Origin of the sequence: Pseudomonas syringae KCTC 12500 (genome assembly GCF_000507185.2) — a bacterium.
Classification (GTDB): domain Bacteria; phylum Pseudomonadota; class Gammaproteobacteria; order Pseudomonadales; family Pseudomonadaceae; genus Aquipseudomonas; species Aquipseudomonas syringae.
Map to the genome: position 1 here is coordinate 3,524,450 of NZ_AYTM02000002.1, position 14,908 is coordinate 3,539,357.

Below are 14,908 nucleotides of genomic sequence, written 5' to 3' on the forward strand. Positions count from 1 at the left end.
AGTCACTTCCCACCTGAAACAGGAAAAGCCCTTTATAATGCATGGTTTTACCCCTCCTCGATGCGAGAACCATTGTGAGCTTACCGTCCTGCCCGAAATGCAATTCCGAATACACCTACGAAGACGGCAGCCTGCTGATCTGCCCGGAATGCGCCCATGAATGGTCTGCCGACGCCGTTGGCGCCGATGCGTCCGATGACGTGAAAGTCATTAAGGACTCAACGGGCAACGTGCTGCAGGACGGCGACACCATCACGGTGATCAAGGACTTGAAAGTCAAAGGCTCCTCGCTGGTGGTCAAGGTCGGCACCAAGGTCAAGAACATCCGCCTGGTCGATGGCGACCATGACATCGATTGCAAGATCGACGGCATCGGCGCGATGAAACTGAAGTCGGAGTTCGTCCGCAAGGTTTGATTCTGCCGGGTAATGGCTTTAGCCTGAACGCCTCGCCGGTCCTTTGATTGGCGGGGCGTTCATGTTTCCGGGCGCGCCAGGGCTGTTTTTCCTGAACAGGTGAATACCGTGTCGAACACTCCCGCCCCGTATCTGAAACCTGATGAATGTGTCGTGCTGTTCGATGGCGTCTGCAAGCTGTGCAATGGCGTGGTGAAGTTTCTGATTCGCCATGATCCGCATCGGCGTCTGCGCTTGGCCGCCGTGCAGTCGGAGCAAGGGCAGGCGTTGCTGAAATGGGCCGGGCTGCCGCTCGACGATTTTCATACCATCGCGGTTATCGTCAACAATCGGGTATTCGTGCGTTCGGATGCCTTTCTGCACATCATGGGGTTGTTGCCTGCGCCGTGGCCTCTGCTCAAAGTGCTGGGGATTTTTCCACGCTTCCTGCGGGACTGGGCCTACAACCGTATCGCGCTCAACCGATATCGCCTGTTCGGGCGCTATGATCACTGCCTGTTGCCGTCGCCCGAGCATCGGCAGCGCTTCCTCGATGGCTGACGACCGGCGGTCAATTGCAAAGTCGGTTATGTGCACACGGGTTGTGATCCACTCTGGCGGTCCGTAGAATTCGTGTCATCTGGCTTCACTCCCCATATCCACAATAATCCACTTTGCACACTGCGCCCGATCCTGAAGGTCGAGCGGAGCGTTTTTGCGTTGGTTTTTCAGGGGAGCGAGCCGCGGTTTTCCATACAGGTGTCAGGCGTGGATGTACACGCGTGGCGGTCGGCCTTCGGGTCGGAATATTTTCAGGGCGTTGTGATTCTTGATAACTTCACCTCCAAACGAGCAGGCAGGTAGCTGGCTTGGCGTATTCGCGCTGGCCTTGGCGGCCTTCATTTTCAATACCACCGAGTTCGTGCCGATCGGTCTGCTGAGTAACATCGGTCAGAGCTTCGAGATGACCCCGGCCCAGGTCGGGCTGATGCTCACGATCTATGCCTGGGTCGTGTCGCTGATGTCGTTGCCGATGATGCTGGCGACGCGCAACATCGAGCGCCGCAAGCTGCTGATGTTCGTGTTCGGCCTGTTTGTGGTCAGCCACGTCCTCTCCGCGATCGCCCCCAGCTTTGCGATCCTGCTGGTGAGCCGGGTCGGTATCGCGTTTGCACATGCGGTGTTCTGGTCGGTTACGGCGTCGCTGGCCGTACGCATCGCACCGCCCGGCAAGCAGGTTCAGGCGCTGGGCCTGCTGGCGACCGGTACGTCGTTGGCGATGGTATTGGGTATTCCGCTGGGCCGCGTGCTGGGTGAAGCCCTGGGCTGGCGGACCACCTTTTTGGGCATCGCCGGCATCGCTGCGCTGGTAGTCTTCCTGCTGGTCCGCGCGCTGCCTTTACTGCCCAGTCAGAACTCCGGCTCATTGCGCAGCCTGCCGATCCTGTTCAAACGCCCACGGCTGATGGCGATCTACCTGCTGACCGCCATCGTGGTGACCGCTCATTTCACCGCCTACAGCTACATCGAACCGTTCACCCAGACCGTGTCCCGGCTCAGCGGCGAAATGACCACAATTCTGCTGCTGGTCTTTGGCGGGGCCGGGATCATGGGCTCGATCATCTTCAGCCTGTTCAGCGATCGCTTCCCCAATGGGCTGTTGATCACCGCCATTGGCACGCTGACCCTGTGCCTGCTGATGCTGTTGCCGCTCTCCGGCGATGCTACGACGCTCGGCACGCTGACCATTATCTGGGGCATGGCGATCATGTGCTTCGGCCTGACCTTGCAGGCGCGCGTGCTGTCGCTGGCACCTGATGCGACCGATGTGGCGATGGCGCTGTTCTCGGGCATCTTCAATATCGGGATTGGCGGCGGCGCGCTGCTCGGCAGCGTCGTCAGCAGCCATCTCGGGGTTGCCAATGTCGGCATCGTCGGCGGCCTGCTGGCCCTCGGTGGGTTGGGTTTGTGCTGCTATACCACGCATCACTTCGGCAAGGTCCGGCCTGCTGCCGAGATGCAGGCCGAGAGCAAATAGGGCGCGCATAAAAAAGCTCGCTGACCGCGCAAGGCGTTCAGCGAGCTTTTTGGTCTGACTTGCAGGTCAGGCTTTAAGCCGACCGAGCCACTCCAGCGACGTTCTCCAGATACAAATCCCCAGGAAATACGCCGACATTGCCAGCCACAGCCCCATGACCACCGGGCCGTTGTGCGGATGGTTGATGATCAGCAGTGCGCTGGACAGCAACCATACGGTGGTCACCGCGATATTGAGCGGCATGAAGCGGCGCACGCGGAACGGGTGCAGGAACTTCATGCGGGTCATGGTCAGCAGCGCCAGGGCGATGATGGTGATGAACGTCAGCCATGGCGCCGGTGACAGAATGTAGAGGCACAGTGCAACGACGTTCCAGGCGGCGGGGAAGCCCTGAAAGTAGTTGTCCTTGCTTTTCATGTCGACGTTGCAGAAACAGAACAGCGACGAAACCAGAATGACCGAGATGCTCAGCAGCAGCGTGTAATCCGGCACCGGTATGTAGCGGTAGATGAACAATGCCGGGATGAACACGTAGGTCAGGTAGTCGATGACCAGATCCAGCACTGAGCCGTCGAAGTGCGGCAGTACCGACGTGGTGTTGACCTTGCGAGCCAGTGAGCCGTCGACTCCATCCACGATCAGGGCCGCGCCCAGCCACAACAGGCAGGCTTTGGGTTCGTTGTTGAACAAGGCAATGGTCGCCAGGAACGCAAGGACTACGCCGGTGGCGGTGAAGCCATGTGCCCCCCATGCGTTGAGTCTGGCTATGCGTTGATTGGTTATCACGGGGGCGCTCTCCAGGAAGTAATGCTTGCCAGGGTGTGCCGCAACCTGACCGGTAGCAACTATCGACCCGGCAATTGCCGATAAGTTTAGCGGTGACTATCCCTTGTTTCCCGGTTGTTTTCCAGAAAGCCACGCTCTTCGTCTGATCGCTGGTCTCTGTATTCTTCCGGTTCGACGAAACAGGTAGGCGCGTCACCGTTGGCATTGAGTTGGTTGATCAGGGTCGGCTGGCCCTGTTCATTGAACAGTACCTGCCCGACACCTGCCGAGTTCCATAAGCGTTCACCGGCCTTGCTGTGCTCGGGCGTGCGCGGAACAACCTTCATCAGGCGGCGCTTGGTGAACCAGTTAAGAGGTGAGCGGGGAGAGTATAACCAGCGATTCAGCCGATCAAAAGTGTCGAGTAGACGACGGGGGAATTCATTCTTGATGCCACTGCTGGTGATTTGCCAGATGTGAGGCCCGCCGCTGCGCTGGCGGATCAGGATTTCGTAGACGAACGAGTAATGCACATCGCCCGACAGGATCACATAATTGCCCGGGGTTCTGGAGTGGCGAAAGATGTTCAGAATCACGTTGGCAGCACCACGGTGCGCCATCCAGTTCTCCGCATCGACCAGCAACGGATAGCCACACCAGCTGAAGATACGTTGTATTGCCTCGATCAACTTGACGCCGAACACAGGAGCAGGTGAGACGATAATCGCCGATTTATGGTCGATCAGCTCCTGTTGCAGCTCACTGAGCGCTTCCCAGTCGAGCAGCCCGGACGGGTGATTGAAGTTCGACTCGCTGCGCCAGCGTCGGGTGCGGGTATCCAGTACCACCAGCGCCGGGCTGGTCGGTAGCACGTAATGCCATTGCTGAAACTTCAACAACTGATCAATCAACTGGTCCTGGGCCTGGCTGTCCAGCCAGTTGTCGTTCGACACGGCCTCGCTGCTCAGGGCATAAGCCTGTTTGACCAGCCCGTTGAGCGCATCCGGGTTATTGCCCCAGCCCTGACACAGCAGATAGGCAAGCAGGGCGTTACCGATGATGCGTTTGGAGAATGGATGGCCGTACGCCGTTTGCTCCCAGTTCGCCGACAGGTTCCAGTCATCGGTGATGTCGTGGTCATCGAAAATCATCATGCACGGCAGATGCGCCATCGCCCGTGCTACGCCGCCCAGTCCCTCGGCAAACGCCTCGACTAAGTGCTGCTCCTTGGCGTAGCGCTCGACTTCCCCGTCTTCCAGTTGCGGCCTGCCGGGCTCGATCAGGGTCCAGGGCGTAGGTGACCAGACCAGCAGGTACATCGCCATGACTTCCGCCAGGTTGACCAGATGGTTATCCGCTGTGCTGCTGGTGAATACCGGTTTGCTGGTGCCGCCGAAGAAGCGCTCGCGCAGCGTGTCGTTGCTTTTCAGGGCCGGCAACAGGTCGGCACGCTGGTAATAGCTGGCCGGATGCGCATAAAGACGAGGGCTGTCATCGACGATGGCACCGTCAAGTCGCTCGTCGAACAACCCCAGCCGTTCGATCAATACATGGATGGCGCGCAACATCGGTCCGGCGACATCGTCGGCGTAGATCTGATCGCCGCTCATCATCAACAGCGCAGGGCGTTGCAGCGGCTCCTGGATATCGGCCAGCAGGCGGTCCACGCAAAGCAGACCTTCGGCCGCGCTGTGGTGCGGCTTGCGGCACGAGCCATGCAGCAGATGATCGATGCTGCTGCGCACCACGAAGTTCGGGTAACGGTGGCCCTCGTACAGCAGGTGCGGCGCCCATTCGGCAATACCGCCTTCGCCGTCCACCAGCAGGTCGTAATCGATCCAGGTGTCGCGGGGCAGTTCGGCGTCGAGTTGCAGGTCGATCAGGTGAATGAACGCATGGCGCCCAATTGCGATGACCTGACATTGACTGTCGTCGAGTACGTAATCGTTGAAGCCCGCAGTGGCGTCATCAGTAGCGGCATGACGCAGGCGCACGGTCAGGCGCAACGGACGAGACCCCACCAGCCACAACACCAGGCGGTCAGCTTCCTGACGGCGCAACAGCGGGCCGGCAAGGATGGACGGCAGCGAAGTGAATGGTTCGATGGAAGAAGCGGACATCCTGACTCACGGCTCTGGGGGACACAGGCCGGGATGGTAACGCAACAGGCCTGGAAAGTTCTTGTTACGCCACGTGACTGCATGTTTCCGGACAGTGCAGGCAATGCGAAACGCCCGGCTCAACCGTGCTCATATGAAGACTTTGTTAACCGCCTGCAGAGTGCGCTGAAAATGCCGATATACACCTATGCAGAGGGCATCAGAATTCCATAAAGTTTTTATGGCGTTATGCCATATTTGCTCATAAGGAATCCGGCTATGAAATGGTTTTACAACGCAAGGCTGTCCGCCAAGTTGTTTATGGCTTTTGCTCTGTGCGCGCTTTTCACCCTTGGGGTGGGCGTAATAGGCAGTCGCGGCATCAGTGCCTTGTCCGTCAGCCTTGATAACGTGTTTACCAACAGCCTGCTGTCGGTTACAAAAACAGGCGAGGTCAAGGCCTCGGTCATTGCTCAGAACCGTGATCTCTATCGTTTATTGGCTGCCATGGCAGGCAATGCGCCACAAAGCGTCAAGGACGATATTCTCGCGAGCATGACCGTTAACAGGGCTCAGGCTGAAAAAAGCTACGCCACCTACCGGGCTACGCCGCTTGAAGATGATGAGCGCGCTGCCGGTGATCAGATGGACAGAGACTGGCCTGGCTATCAGGCACTCATCGAGCAAGCCAAAGGTGTTGCCCTGTCCGGAGATATTGCGGGGGCAAGAGCGATCATCGACGGTGATGTACGCAGCGGTTACCTGAAGGTCATGGATCAGCTGAGCACCATCGTCAATTCCAATAATCGTCAGGCAGGGGAGGCTGCTGTAGCTTCCGACCAGACACAGGACGCTGCGCAACGAAATCTGTACATCGGCATAGGTTTGTCATTCTTTGCTGCGTTTGTGATGGGCCTGTTCATCAGTCGCGCCATCAGCACGCCAATCAATACTGCAGTGACCAATGCCCGGCGAATTGCAAGCGGTGACCTGACCCTGCCGATTGTCAGCCAGTATCACGACGAAGCCGGCATGATGCTGGTTGCCCTGAGCGATATGCAGGACAACCTGAAAAGCACGATCGGGCAAATATCCAGCGCTGCCGACCAGTTGGCCTCGGCTGCTGAAGAGCTGAATGCCGTGACTGAAGAAAGCAGTCGCGGTCTGATACGTCAGAACGATGAGATTCAGCAGGCCGCTACGGCTGTGAACGAGATGACCGCTGCGGTCGAAGAGGTCGCGCGTAACGCCATGTCGACGTCGGAAGCGTCCCGACAGACCAGCACCGACGCGGCTGCCGGTCGTGATCAGGCCCGCGATGCCGTGAATGCGATCAATACCGTCAGTGCCGAGATCAGCAGTTCGACCACCATGGTCGAAGAGCTCGCCGGGCGCGTCCGTGAGATCGGGCAGGTACTGGACGTGATCCGTGGGATCGCCGAGCAGACCAACTTGCTGGCCCTCAACGCTGCCATCGAGGCCGCACGTGCAGGCGAGCAGGGGCGCGGTTTTGCTGTAGTGGCGGACGAAGTGCGGGCGCTGGCTGCCCGAACCCAGGCGTCCACCGGCGAAATCGAAACCATGATCGGCAGTGTCCAGGCCAGTGCCGATCAGGCCGTGCGGGCCATGGGCAACAGTCGCACCCTGGCCAGCAACACGCAAACCCTGGCTCAAGCCACAGGGCAGTCGCTGGAGCGCATTGCGCAGAGCGTCGCCGAGATCAACGACCGCAACATGCTGATAGCGACGGCCTCTGAAGAGCAGTCCCACGTTGCGCGTGAGGTTGATCGCAACCTGGTCAACATTCAGGATCTCTCCGCCCAGACCGCCGCAGGTGCCAATCAGACCAGTGCTTCAAGCCAGGAACTGTCGCGTCTGGCGATTTCCTTCAACAACCTGGTGGGCAAGTTCAAGGTCTGACGCACGGCTCAGGCCGTTGTGTTCGGCAGGCGCTTCTGAAAAAAGAAGCGCTTGTTGCCGGACGGATAGTCTTCAATCTGGCCAAACTCGGTGTAACCGTGGCGGCGATAGAAATCGGGGGCCTGGAAGTCGAAGGTATCCAGCCAGATTCCCGTGCAGCCCTTTTCAACCGCCAGATCCTCGGCCATCTGCATCAAACGCGAGCCCATGCCTTGCCCACGGGCTTGTTCCGGCACGACCAGCAGCTCGATGAACAGCCACTCATAAAAAATGCGAGCGTGCAGCCCGCCGAGTACTTCCCGGGTTTGATCATCGCGAATGAACATCGCCACTTTCTCGGACTTGCCGTCGCCCGCCTGCTCGGCGTTGAAACGTTTCAGTGGTTCCAGAATCGCCAGACGATCCTCTTCCGTAGGGTTGGTATTGACGTCAATGTGAACGCTCATGCGATGGCTCCCAGCCTGGGTGTGCACCGAGATTAAAGTGGCAGGGGCATGGCGTAAAGCAGGATCCTGCGGGATGTCATTTCACGCGGAGCACACGCAATTACGTCCGGCACGCTTGGCTGCATAGAGGGCATTGTCAGCCGCGCCAATCAGGTTCTCGGCACTGGTCATAGGCGCTGTCGCACACGCCACACCGAGGCTGACGGTGACCAGCGCGTTTTCGCCGAGCACCGGGTGCGGCAACTTGAGTTCGGCAACCGAGGTCTGCAGGGCCTCGGCTACTTCTCTGGCCTGCAGGGGATTGCCGATCATCAACACCAGCACCTCTTCGCCGCCGAACCGGAACGCCACAGCACCATGCTCATGCGCGCTTTGCTGGACTTTCTGACAGAGCAATCTGAGGCAGGTATCCCCTTGCGGATGCCCGTAGTTGTCGTTGTAGGATTTGAAGTGGTCGATGTCCAACAGGATGATGGCTACGTTCGCCGGCGTATTACGAGCGTGTTCCCAGACGGAGGTCATCACTTCGTCCTGGTAGCGTCGGTTGAACAGCCGGGTCAACCCATCGGTACGCGCGAACTCCATCAGTTGCACTTGAAGCAGGCGTCCGCGAAGCGCAAACAGGTAGCTCATACGGCCTGCCCGCTCCAGAAAGTAGGAGGCCATCAGCAGCAATGCCACGGTCGAGACGAACAACACAGCGTTGGCCTGCCAGATCACAAAGTCGGCGAAGCTGGCAATGTAGGTAGTCGCCAACTGGATGATCAGCATGCAGGACATGGCGACAGCGGCATGGCGCAACGGCAATTGCTGGATCATGGTGCAGTAGACCATGATCAACAGCATGCCGAGTTGATAAAAGATTTGATAAGGGCTGTTGCTGTGAATCATCACCAGCAGTGGCATGAGCGAGCACGCTACCGTGGCGAATGCAGCGATGGTTTCCAACGCCCATCGCGTGGAAACCCGTTGGGCCAGCATCAACAGCGCGATAAACATCGGCGTTATCAGGCACAGACGGCCCACGGCTACATAGAAAAATACATCCCGCAGTATCAGCCAGTCGCTGATCAGGAACAGGTTGTAGATCAGACAGCCGCCAATCCCTACAGCCGTCAGGAATTCGCGCCGCGGCAGCCGGGTTTCTTCCTGGTAGCGTTTCTCAAGAACACGGCTGAAGCGCAACGAGCCGACACCTGAAGTGATCGTCTGCTCGACCTCGGCAAGGAGTTGCGCATCTTCAAGGCTGGGACGTTCAAGGGCAGAAACGAGCATGTGACACCGGGACATTAACATCGAGAAACATAGGACATCACGGATGATGTCTTAGTGCTATCAATGTATCGTGTGACCAGCCCAAAGTCGACCGGTGGTGGCCGCTGCCCGTAAGCATAAGGCTTCAACCGGTGTCCTGTACCTTTGGTCACCGACGTCCTGGCTATCGTGCAGGACGATGGTGAGTTTCTCGATGCAACATCGGCCGTCAGCTGCGCGATGCAGACGTATCTGAAAAATGACTGCTTGCACTTCAGATCCCCATCTATAGTGGTCCTATGCTTCGACTCAAACAATGTGGGCTGCTTTCGAAGCGACCGCGCCGGGATTCATGAATTTATCTCGGCATAATAAATGAAGCCAAGCGAACCCAGACCGAGCTCCTATTTATGAATACACCTCAAGACTCTGTAATGATCACAGGTATCACTGGCCAGGACGGCGCGTATCTGACTCAACTTCTACTGGAGAAAGGTCATAAGGTTTACGGCACCTATCGCCGTACCAGTTCGGTCAATTTCTGGCGTCTCGAAGAGCTTGGCGTAGCCAGCCATCCGAATCTGCACCTGGTTGAACATGACCTGACTGATTTGAGTGCCAGCATCCGCTTGTTGCAAAAAGCCGAACCCACTCAGATTTACAACCTGGCGGCGCAAAGTTTTGTCGGTGTTTCCTTCGATCAACCGATAACGACTGCCGAAATTACCGGCTTGGGTGCAGTCAACCTGCTCGAAGCGATACGCATCGTAAACCCCAAGATACGTTTTTATCAGGCGTCGACCTCCGAAATGTTCGGCAAGGTACAAGAAGTTCCACAGGTCGAAAGCACGTCGTTCTATCCGCGCAGCCCTTATGGCGTCGCCAAGCTTTATGCGCACTGGATGACGGTCAACTATCGGGAGTCCTACGGGATTTTTGGTGCCAGCGGCATTTTGTTCAACCATGAGTCTCCGCTGCGCGGCAAAGAGTTCGTCACCCGCAAAATAACTGATTCTGCAGCACGTATTTCACTGGGTATGTCGCAACTTCTGGAGTTAGGCAATCTGGATGCCAAGCGTGACTGGGGGTTTGCCAAAGAGTACGTGGAAGGCATGTGGCGCATGTTGCAAGCCGACGAGCCCGACTCATTTGTACTGGCGACCCACAGATCCGAAACGGTTCGTGACTTTGTGGCCATGGCGTTCAAGGCTGTCGACATAGATCTGGAATGGAAAGGCAGCGCGGAGAACGAGCGGGGTATCAATGTGGCGACGGGCGAGACACTCGTTCAGGTCAATCCCAAGTTCTACCGCCCCTCTGAAGTCGAGTTGCTAATTGGCAATCCTGAAAAAGCCAAGCGGGTGCTTGGTTGGGAAGCAAGTACTAGTCTTGAACAACTCTGTCGTTTGATGGTGGACGCAGATTTGAAGCGTAATCGGCAAGGGACATCGTTTTGAGCAACCCTTTCCTACTATCGGACTTGACTGTCCGACGTGAGCCTCAGGTGCTAATGATCACAACGCCGTTTGCACTGCGGCGTTATGACTCAAACCATTTCAGCTACCTCATCGCGCCAGTAATTCAAAAGCGTTGCGAGCGTATCCTGCAGCTTCGTCGTGGGCTCCCAGTCAGTCACTGTGCGGATAGCGGAGTTATCGCCGAACGCGCTGGGTATGTCGGACGGCCGCATTCGGTCTGGATCGTTGACAACCTCTATCGTGCTTGAGCTCAGTGCCGTGAGTTGAGTAAGTATGGCCTCCATACGCATGGGCTCGCCACGGCAAATATTCATACAACGAGGATGAGCTTGGCGCGTGTCGGCCATTTTCAACAGGGCGATATACGCATCGCACACATCACTTACATCGAGAAAGTCTCGCTCTGCTTGCAGGTTGCCAACTTTCAACTGTGGTGCCTGCCTGCCTGATTCTATCAAGGCTATCTGACGAGCAAATGAGGCCGTTGCGAAGTCAGCTGATTGCCCTGCACCAATATGATTGAAAGGGCGTACGACGATACCTCTCTGTCCGCGACGAAAGTTCTCGTGGAAGGCCGTTTCAGCAGCGAGTTTGCTGGCGGCATACGGGTTCATCGGCCTGCATATGCTGTTTTCGTCGAGGGCAATACCCTGCTTGAACGCCTCGCCATAAACCTCCGATGAGCTCACAAACAGCACAAATGCCTGTGGATTCTGGCGTTGTAGTGCCTGCAGAAGGTTCATGCTTCCCATGACATTGGTTTGCCATGTCGTCAACGGGTCCTCGAAACTGGCGGGTACGTGAGTGATTGCGGCCAAATGGACAACATGAGTGGGGTTTGATTGGGATACTGCCTGTTCTAAGCCAGAAGCATCGCGAATGTCACAATGCAGCGATTCGGCAGCATGACTGGACCTCGGAGACCCAGGGCTCACCAATGCAGCTACATGATGTCCTGCCTGCTGTAGCTTTCGACACAGCATCTGCCCGACGAAACCGTTTGCACCAGTGATCAGAATGCGTTGCATCGTGTGGCCTCCTCGTGGCGCGTGCTGCAAGTAAGTGAGTTTAGCAATGGTGGGTCGATCTGTCTGACCCTCTGCGCATGCCCTTTGTTTCGCTTTAGAGGCGCCCTTCAGCAGGCTGGTAAATTCAAGAATTTTGCATTTAAAGCACCGCAGGCGCTGGGGACAACATACACCAACCCAATCTGCCACCATCAGACGAAATGCCTTAATTTCGTCTACGCTTGTGTCGATATATACGTACAAACCTCACTATGGGTGCCGTCATGTTCAACGCTCGCTTGAAAAAGGAATTACAGGCACAAAAGGCCGAGTTATCCATGTACCGGCAGATGCAGAAAGGGATGGATGCGCAAATGGTCTGTCTGACTCTGGACGCCAACCACCACATCGTCCACGCCAACGAGAACTTTCTCAATACGCTTGGCTACTCGCTCGAGCAATTGCTGGGTAAGGACCTGGACCACTTGGTGCCCACTTACGTCAAACAGCTTGATTGCTACCGCAGTCTCAAAGTGGCGGTGCAGAAGGGTGAGTCGGTCATCGACAGGTACCGTTTTCTGCATGCAGACGGCAGGCTGGTTTGGATTCGCGCCCTCTGGCAGCCGGTGCTGGATGAGCAGGGCAGGCTGATGACGTTGCAATGCTACGGATCGGACATCACCCAGATCGTCGAAACGGCTGCCGAGAACTCTGCGTTTATTCAGGCATTGTTGCGCTCCACCGCCGTGATCGAGTTCAACCTGAGCGGCCAGGTACTGACTGCCAACGATCAGTTCCTGCGCGGCATGGGTTACAGCCTGGCGCAGATCAAGGGTAAGCATCACAGTATATTCTGTGATCCGGCAGAAACCTCTCAAGCGTCGTACCGGGAATTCTGGGCGATGCTTAACCGTGGCGAGTTCGTGGCCGGACGCTTCAAGCGTATCGATAGCAACGGGCGTGAGGTCTGGCTGGAAGCAACCTACAACCCGGTCCACGATGCTCATGGCAGGCTCTACAAAGTGGTCAAGTTCGCCACTATGGTGACCGACCAGGTGGCCCGCGAAGAAGAAGTCAGTCAGGCCGCCAGCGTAGCGTTTGAAATCTCCCAACAGACCGACGTCAGCGCCCAGCGCGGCGCGGACGTGGTGCAAAACACTGTCCAGACCATGCGCAAGATTTCCGAAGAAATGCAGACGGCCTCCTCGGGCATTGAAGCGCTGGGCAAACAGTCATTGCTGATCAATTCCATCGTGCAGACCATTGGTGGCATTGCCCAGCAAACCAACCTGCTGGCACTCAACGCGGCCATCGAGGCCGCACGTGCCGGTGAGCAGGGCCGGGGCTTTGCCGTGGTGGCTGACGAAGTCCGCCAACTGGCAGGCCGCACAAGTGCCGCAACCGAAGAAATCGTCAGCGTCGTGCAGCAAAACCAGGCGCTGGCCGATGAGGCGGTACGCGGTATGGCCAACAGCCGCACCCAGGCGGAACAGGGACTGGTACTGGCCAACGAGGCCGGTGCGGTGATCGTCGAGATTCAGGAGGGGGCCAAACAGGTGGTGGGTGCCGTGGGGCGGTTTGCCAATCAGTTGAAGTAGCGCCCTCTGAGCACCGAGACTTCATTTCAATGGTTGCGTATTGAATGGACGAAAAGGCTTTTTCTCCACCCGGCGGAAAAGCCTTTTCCGTTGTGTCGGGATTTTCCTACAGTTATTTCGCTCAGCACGACACGTTCTCATCTGACGCCAAACCGCTGGCGTGATGCCTGTTTGCTTGGCAAAATCCCCTGCACAGACCATAACTGCAGGGAGCAACCATGAACGGCATGGAAATCGATGGAAAACGCCTGGCCGACGAGTACATAGCGAAAGTCGCGATCAAACCCGTTAAAAAGCGCTTTCCGGTCGCAAGCGAAAGCTCTACCACGCAACGTGGTGGCCGCATCGTCGCCACCAGCAACATGCACACGACGGGCGGGCGCGTGGCGCTGGTGGGAGACCTTGCGCATTACCCCGATGGCAGCCAGTCACGCATTGTGTCTGGTGTTGGCCCTGCAATGCACCATGAAGGTCATCAAGTCGCTTTGGTCGGTAGCGTTTTTGAAAATGGCGACGTCATCACCGGTCCCGATCACAGCGGTATGGTCGTCGTGGAGTATGCCGACGAGTCGGCGGCTCCAGGCCTGCACGATCCTGTTTCGCCAACGGGAGCATACTGATGCTGCCCCTTATAGTGATTGGCGATATGACTTCCCACGGTGGCGTCGTTGTATCAGGCGCCGCCACTATGTTGATTGATGGCAAGGGGTGCGCGCGTATAGGCGACATGGTGACGTGCCCGCGTTGTAAAGGCGTGTTCCCGATCGCCGAGGGCGACCCCAGCCTGATCGAAGACGGTAAAGCCATTGCCTATCACGGCTGCCGGACTACCTGTGGCGCGATGCTCTATTCCAGCCAGGTCAGCACCATGACCTATCCTTCCAGCGGCGCGGCGTCGGGTGTCCAGGGCGGCTTGATCGATGGATTTGGCCGCATCAGTCCCGGCCTGATGGCGGGTTATCAGGATGAGCCGCTGGATTCATCCGCGAAGATCTTTCGCGGTCGCTTTCAAGTGCTGGATGCAGCGACTGGCAAGCCCATCGCCGGTCAGCCAGTGCGCGTGCGCTCGTCCGACGGCCAGTACCTGACCGGCAGCACCGATGACGAAGGTTTCACCCAATGGGTCGAACGCGACACCGACGAAGCGCTGGCGTTTGACCTCATTGATGAACCCGGCCAATCATGAGCGAGCCCATAAAGCCCGGTGCGCCGTTGGCCAATGGTGGAATGTCCCCAGAGGGCAGCACCACGCCGGTGAAGCTCAGCAAGCCCGAACTGGACTTCGCTGACAAGAAAGTACTGTGTTCGGCAATTTGCAAATGCAAAAGCACGCCCGGCATCGGCAAGGATGGACGCTCGCTCAAACAGTCCTGCGTCTCCGGACAGCTCAAAGCGCTCGACGGTATCCTCCAGCACCGCAGCCCTTACAAGCCGGAGGTCAACTACGACATGACCCGACAACCGCCAGCGCCGATCATGGACCGGAACGTGGAAACCAAGGGGCACGACTGGCTGCCCGGCTGGATAAAAAAATGGTGGGATGCGCCGGATGATCAGGGCTCCCGGCGACCGCCATTCACCGCCGGTGAAGGCATGGTTCGCCGGCCTGACGTGGTGATCGTCAACGATCCGACCAAGCCTCCAACGCAGGACAACATCAAGCAGGTTGTGGAGATAAAGTTTCCGCCGGACAAGATGGATGAAAGGCAGGAGTTGGCTTACATAAGGATAGCTGGTGACGAAACCAAGCTGGTTGAGATGGGGCCGGGGGACTGTGACTGTAATCAATCTGAGCCCAACTCTTCCAAAATACCTGTTGAGCAACTCGGCCCGGCAGCGTTGCTTGCCGGTATCTTGTACATGCTGCTGACCAAGCGTCCGCCGCCCGGAATGGTGCCTGCGCTTTAA

At 57.5% G+C, this 14,908-nt stretch carries 13 protein-coding genes and 2 pseudogenes; 10 read left to right on the plus strand and 5 right to left on the minus strand.

From position 1 onward, the window contains the following. The first annotated feature begins 71 nt into the window (after positions 1-71). The 3 genes from V476_RS16035 (at position 72) to V476_RS16045 (ending at position 2,433) form a co-directional block, all read left to right on the plus strand. Complete coding sequence (locus V476_RS16035; protein WP_032623634.1) at positions 72-416, plus strand: zinc ribbon domain-containing protein YjdM; 345 nt, start codon at positions 72-74, stop codon at positions 414-416. 108 nt (positions 417-524) lie between these two features. Next, the gene (locus V476_RS16040; RefSeq protein WP_004390040.1) at positions 525-956 is read left to right on the plus strand and encodes a thiol-disulfide oxidoreductase DCC family protein; all 432 of its coding nucleotides are present in this window, start codon (positions 525-527) and stop codon (positions 954-956) included. Between the two features lie 268 nt (positions 957-1,224). Continuing rightward, the gene (locus tag V476_RS16045) at positions 1,225-2,433 is read left to right on the plus strand and encodes a sugar transporter (RefSeq protein ID WP_024959424.1); all 1,209 of its coding nucleotides are present in this window, start codon (positions 1,225-1,227) and stop codon (positions 2,431-2,433) included. A gap of 66 nt (positions 2,434-2,499) precedes the next feature. Here V476_RS16045 and pcsA read toward each other — a convergent pair whose 3' ends face one another. Both pcsA and V476_RS16055 read right to left on the minus strand, forming a co-directional pair. Beyond that, positions 2,500-3,219, minus strand: a complete 720-nt coding sequence (gene pcsA, locus V476_RS16050; RefSeq protein ID WP_003421621.1) for a phosphatidylcholine synthase — start codon at positions 3,217-3,219, stop codon at positions 2,500-2,502. A gap of 86 nt (positions 3,220-3,305) precedes the next feature. Beyond that, the gene (locus V476_RS16055) at positions 3,306-5,318 is read right to left on the minus strand and encodes an alkaline phosphatase D family protein (protein WP_024959425.1); all 2,013 of its coding nucleotides are present in this window, start codon (positions 5,316-5,318) and stop codon (positions 3,306-3,308) included. Between the two features lie 258 nt (positions 5,319-5,576). Here V476_RS16055 and V476_RS16060 point away from each other — a divergent pair, with 258 nt between their 5' ends. Then, positions 5,577-7,217, plus strand: a complete 1,641-nt coding sequence (locus tag V476_RS16060; RefSeq protein ID WP_024959426.1) for a methyl-accepting chemotaxis protein — start codon at positions 5,577-5,579, stop codon at positions 7,215-7,217. Between the two features lie 8 nt (positions 7,218-7,225). Here the strand turns inward: V476_RS16060 and V476_RS16065 are convergent, their stop codons facing one another. Together V476_RS16065 and V476_RS16070 are read right to left on the minus strand one after the other, a co-directional pair. Continuing rightward, on the minus strand, positions 7,226-7,663 hold the full coding sequence (locus tag V476_RS16065; RefSeq protein ID WP_024959427.1) for a GNAT family N-acetyltransferase: 438 nt from the start codon (positions 7,661-7,663) through the stop codon (positions 7,226-7,228). Positions 7,664-7,744: 81 nt separating this feature from the next. Further along, on the minus strand, positions 7,745-8,938 hold the full coding sequence (locus V476_RS16070) for a GGDEF domain-containing protein (RefSeq protein WP_024959428.1): 1,194 nt from the start codon (positions 8,936-8,938) through the stop codon (positions 7,745-7,747). A 389-nt stretch (positions 8,939-9,327) separates the two neighbouring features. Between V476_RS16070 and gmd the strand changes: the two genes are divergently transcribed. Continuing rightward, positions 9,328-10,374, plus strand: a complete 1,047-nt coding sequence (gene gmd, locus V476_RS16075) for a GDP-mannose 4,6-dehydratase (RefSeq protein WP_024959429.1) — start codon at positions 9,328-9,330, stop codon at positions 10,372-10,374. A gap of 89 nt (positions 10,375-10,463) precedes the next feature. Here the strand turns inward: gmd and V476_RS16080 are convergent, their stop codons facing one another. Beyond that, complete coding sequence (locus V476_RS16080) at positions 10,464-11,423, minus strand: GDP-mannose 4,6-dehydratase (RefSeq protein WP_024959430.1); 960 nt, start codon at positions 11,421-11,423, stop codon at positions 10,464-10,466. Positions 11,424-11,776: 353 nt separating this feature from the next. On the opposite strand from V476_RS16080, the pseudogene V476_RS29355 reads away from it, so the two are divergent. The 5 genes and pseudogenes from V476_RS29355 to V476_RS16100 all read left to right on the plus strand — a co-directional run. Then, a pseudogene (locus V476_RS29355) lies at positions 11,777-12,415 on the plus strand (PAS domain-containing protein); the annotation flags it as partial. Between the two features lie 150 nt (positions 12,416-12,565). Further along, positions 12,566-13,000, plus strand: a pseudogene (locus tag V476_RS29360) (methyl-accepting chemotaxis protein); the annotation flags it as partial. Between the two features lie 227 nt (positions 13,001-13,227). Then, a complete protein-coding gene (locus V476_RS16090) occupies positions 13,228-13,620 on the plus strand; it encodes a PAAR domain-containing protein (protein ID WP_373365892.1) in 393 nt (130 codons plus the stop codon). After that, the gene (locus V476_RS16095; protein ID WP_024959433.1) at positions 13,620-14,186 is read left to right on the plus strand and encodes a PAAR domain-containing protein; all 567 of its coding nucleotides are present in this window, start codon (positions 13,620-13,622) and stop codon (positions 14,184-14,186) included. The genes V476_RS16090 and V476_RS16095 overlap by 1 nt, the downstream gene beginning before the upstream one ends. Beyond that, complete coding sequence (locus tag V476_RS16100; RefSeq protein ID WP_024959434.1) at positions 14,183-14,908, plus strand: VRR-NUC domain-containing protein; 726 nt, start codon at positions 14,183-14,185, stop codon at positions 14,906-14,908. Before V476_RS16095 ends, V476_RS16100 begins: the two co-directional genes overlap by 4 nt.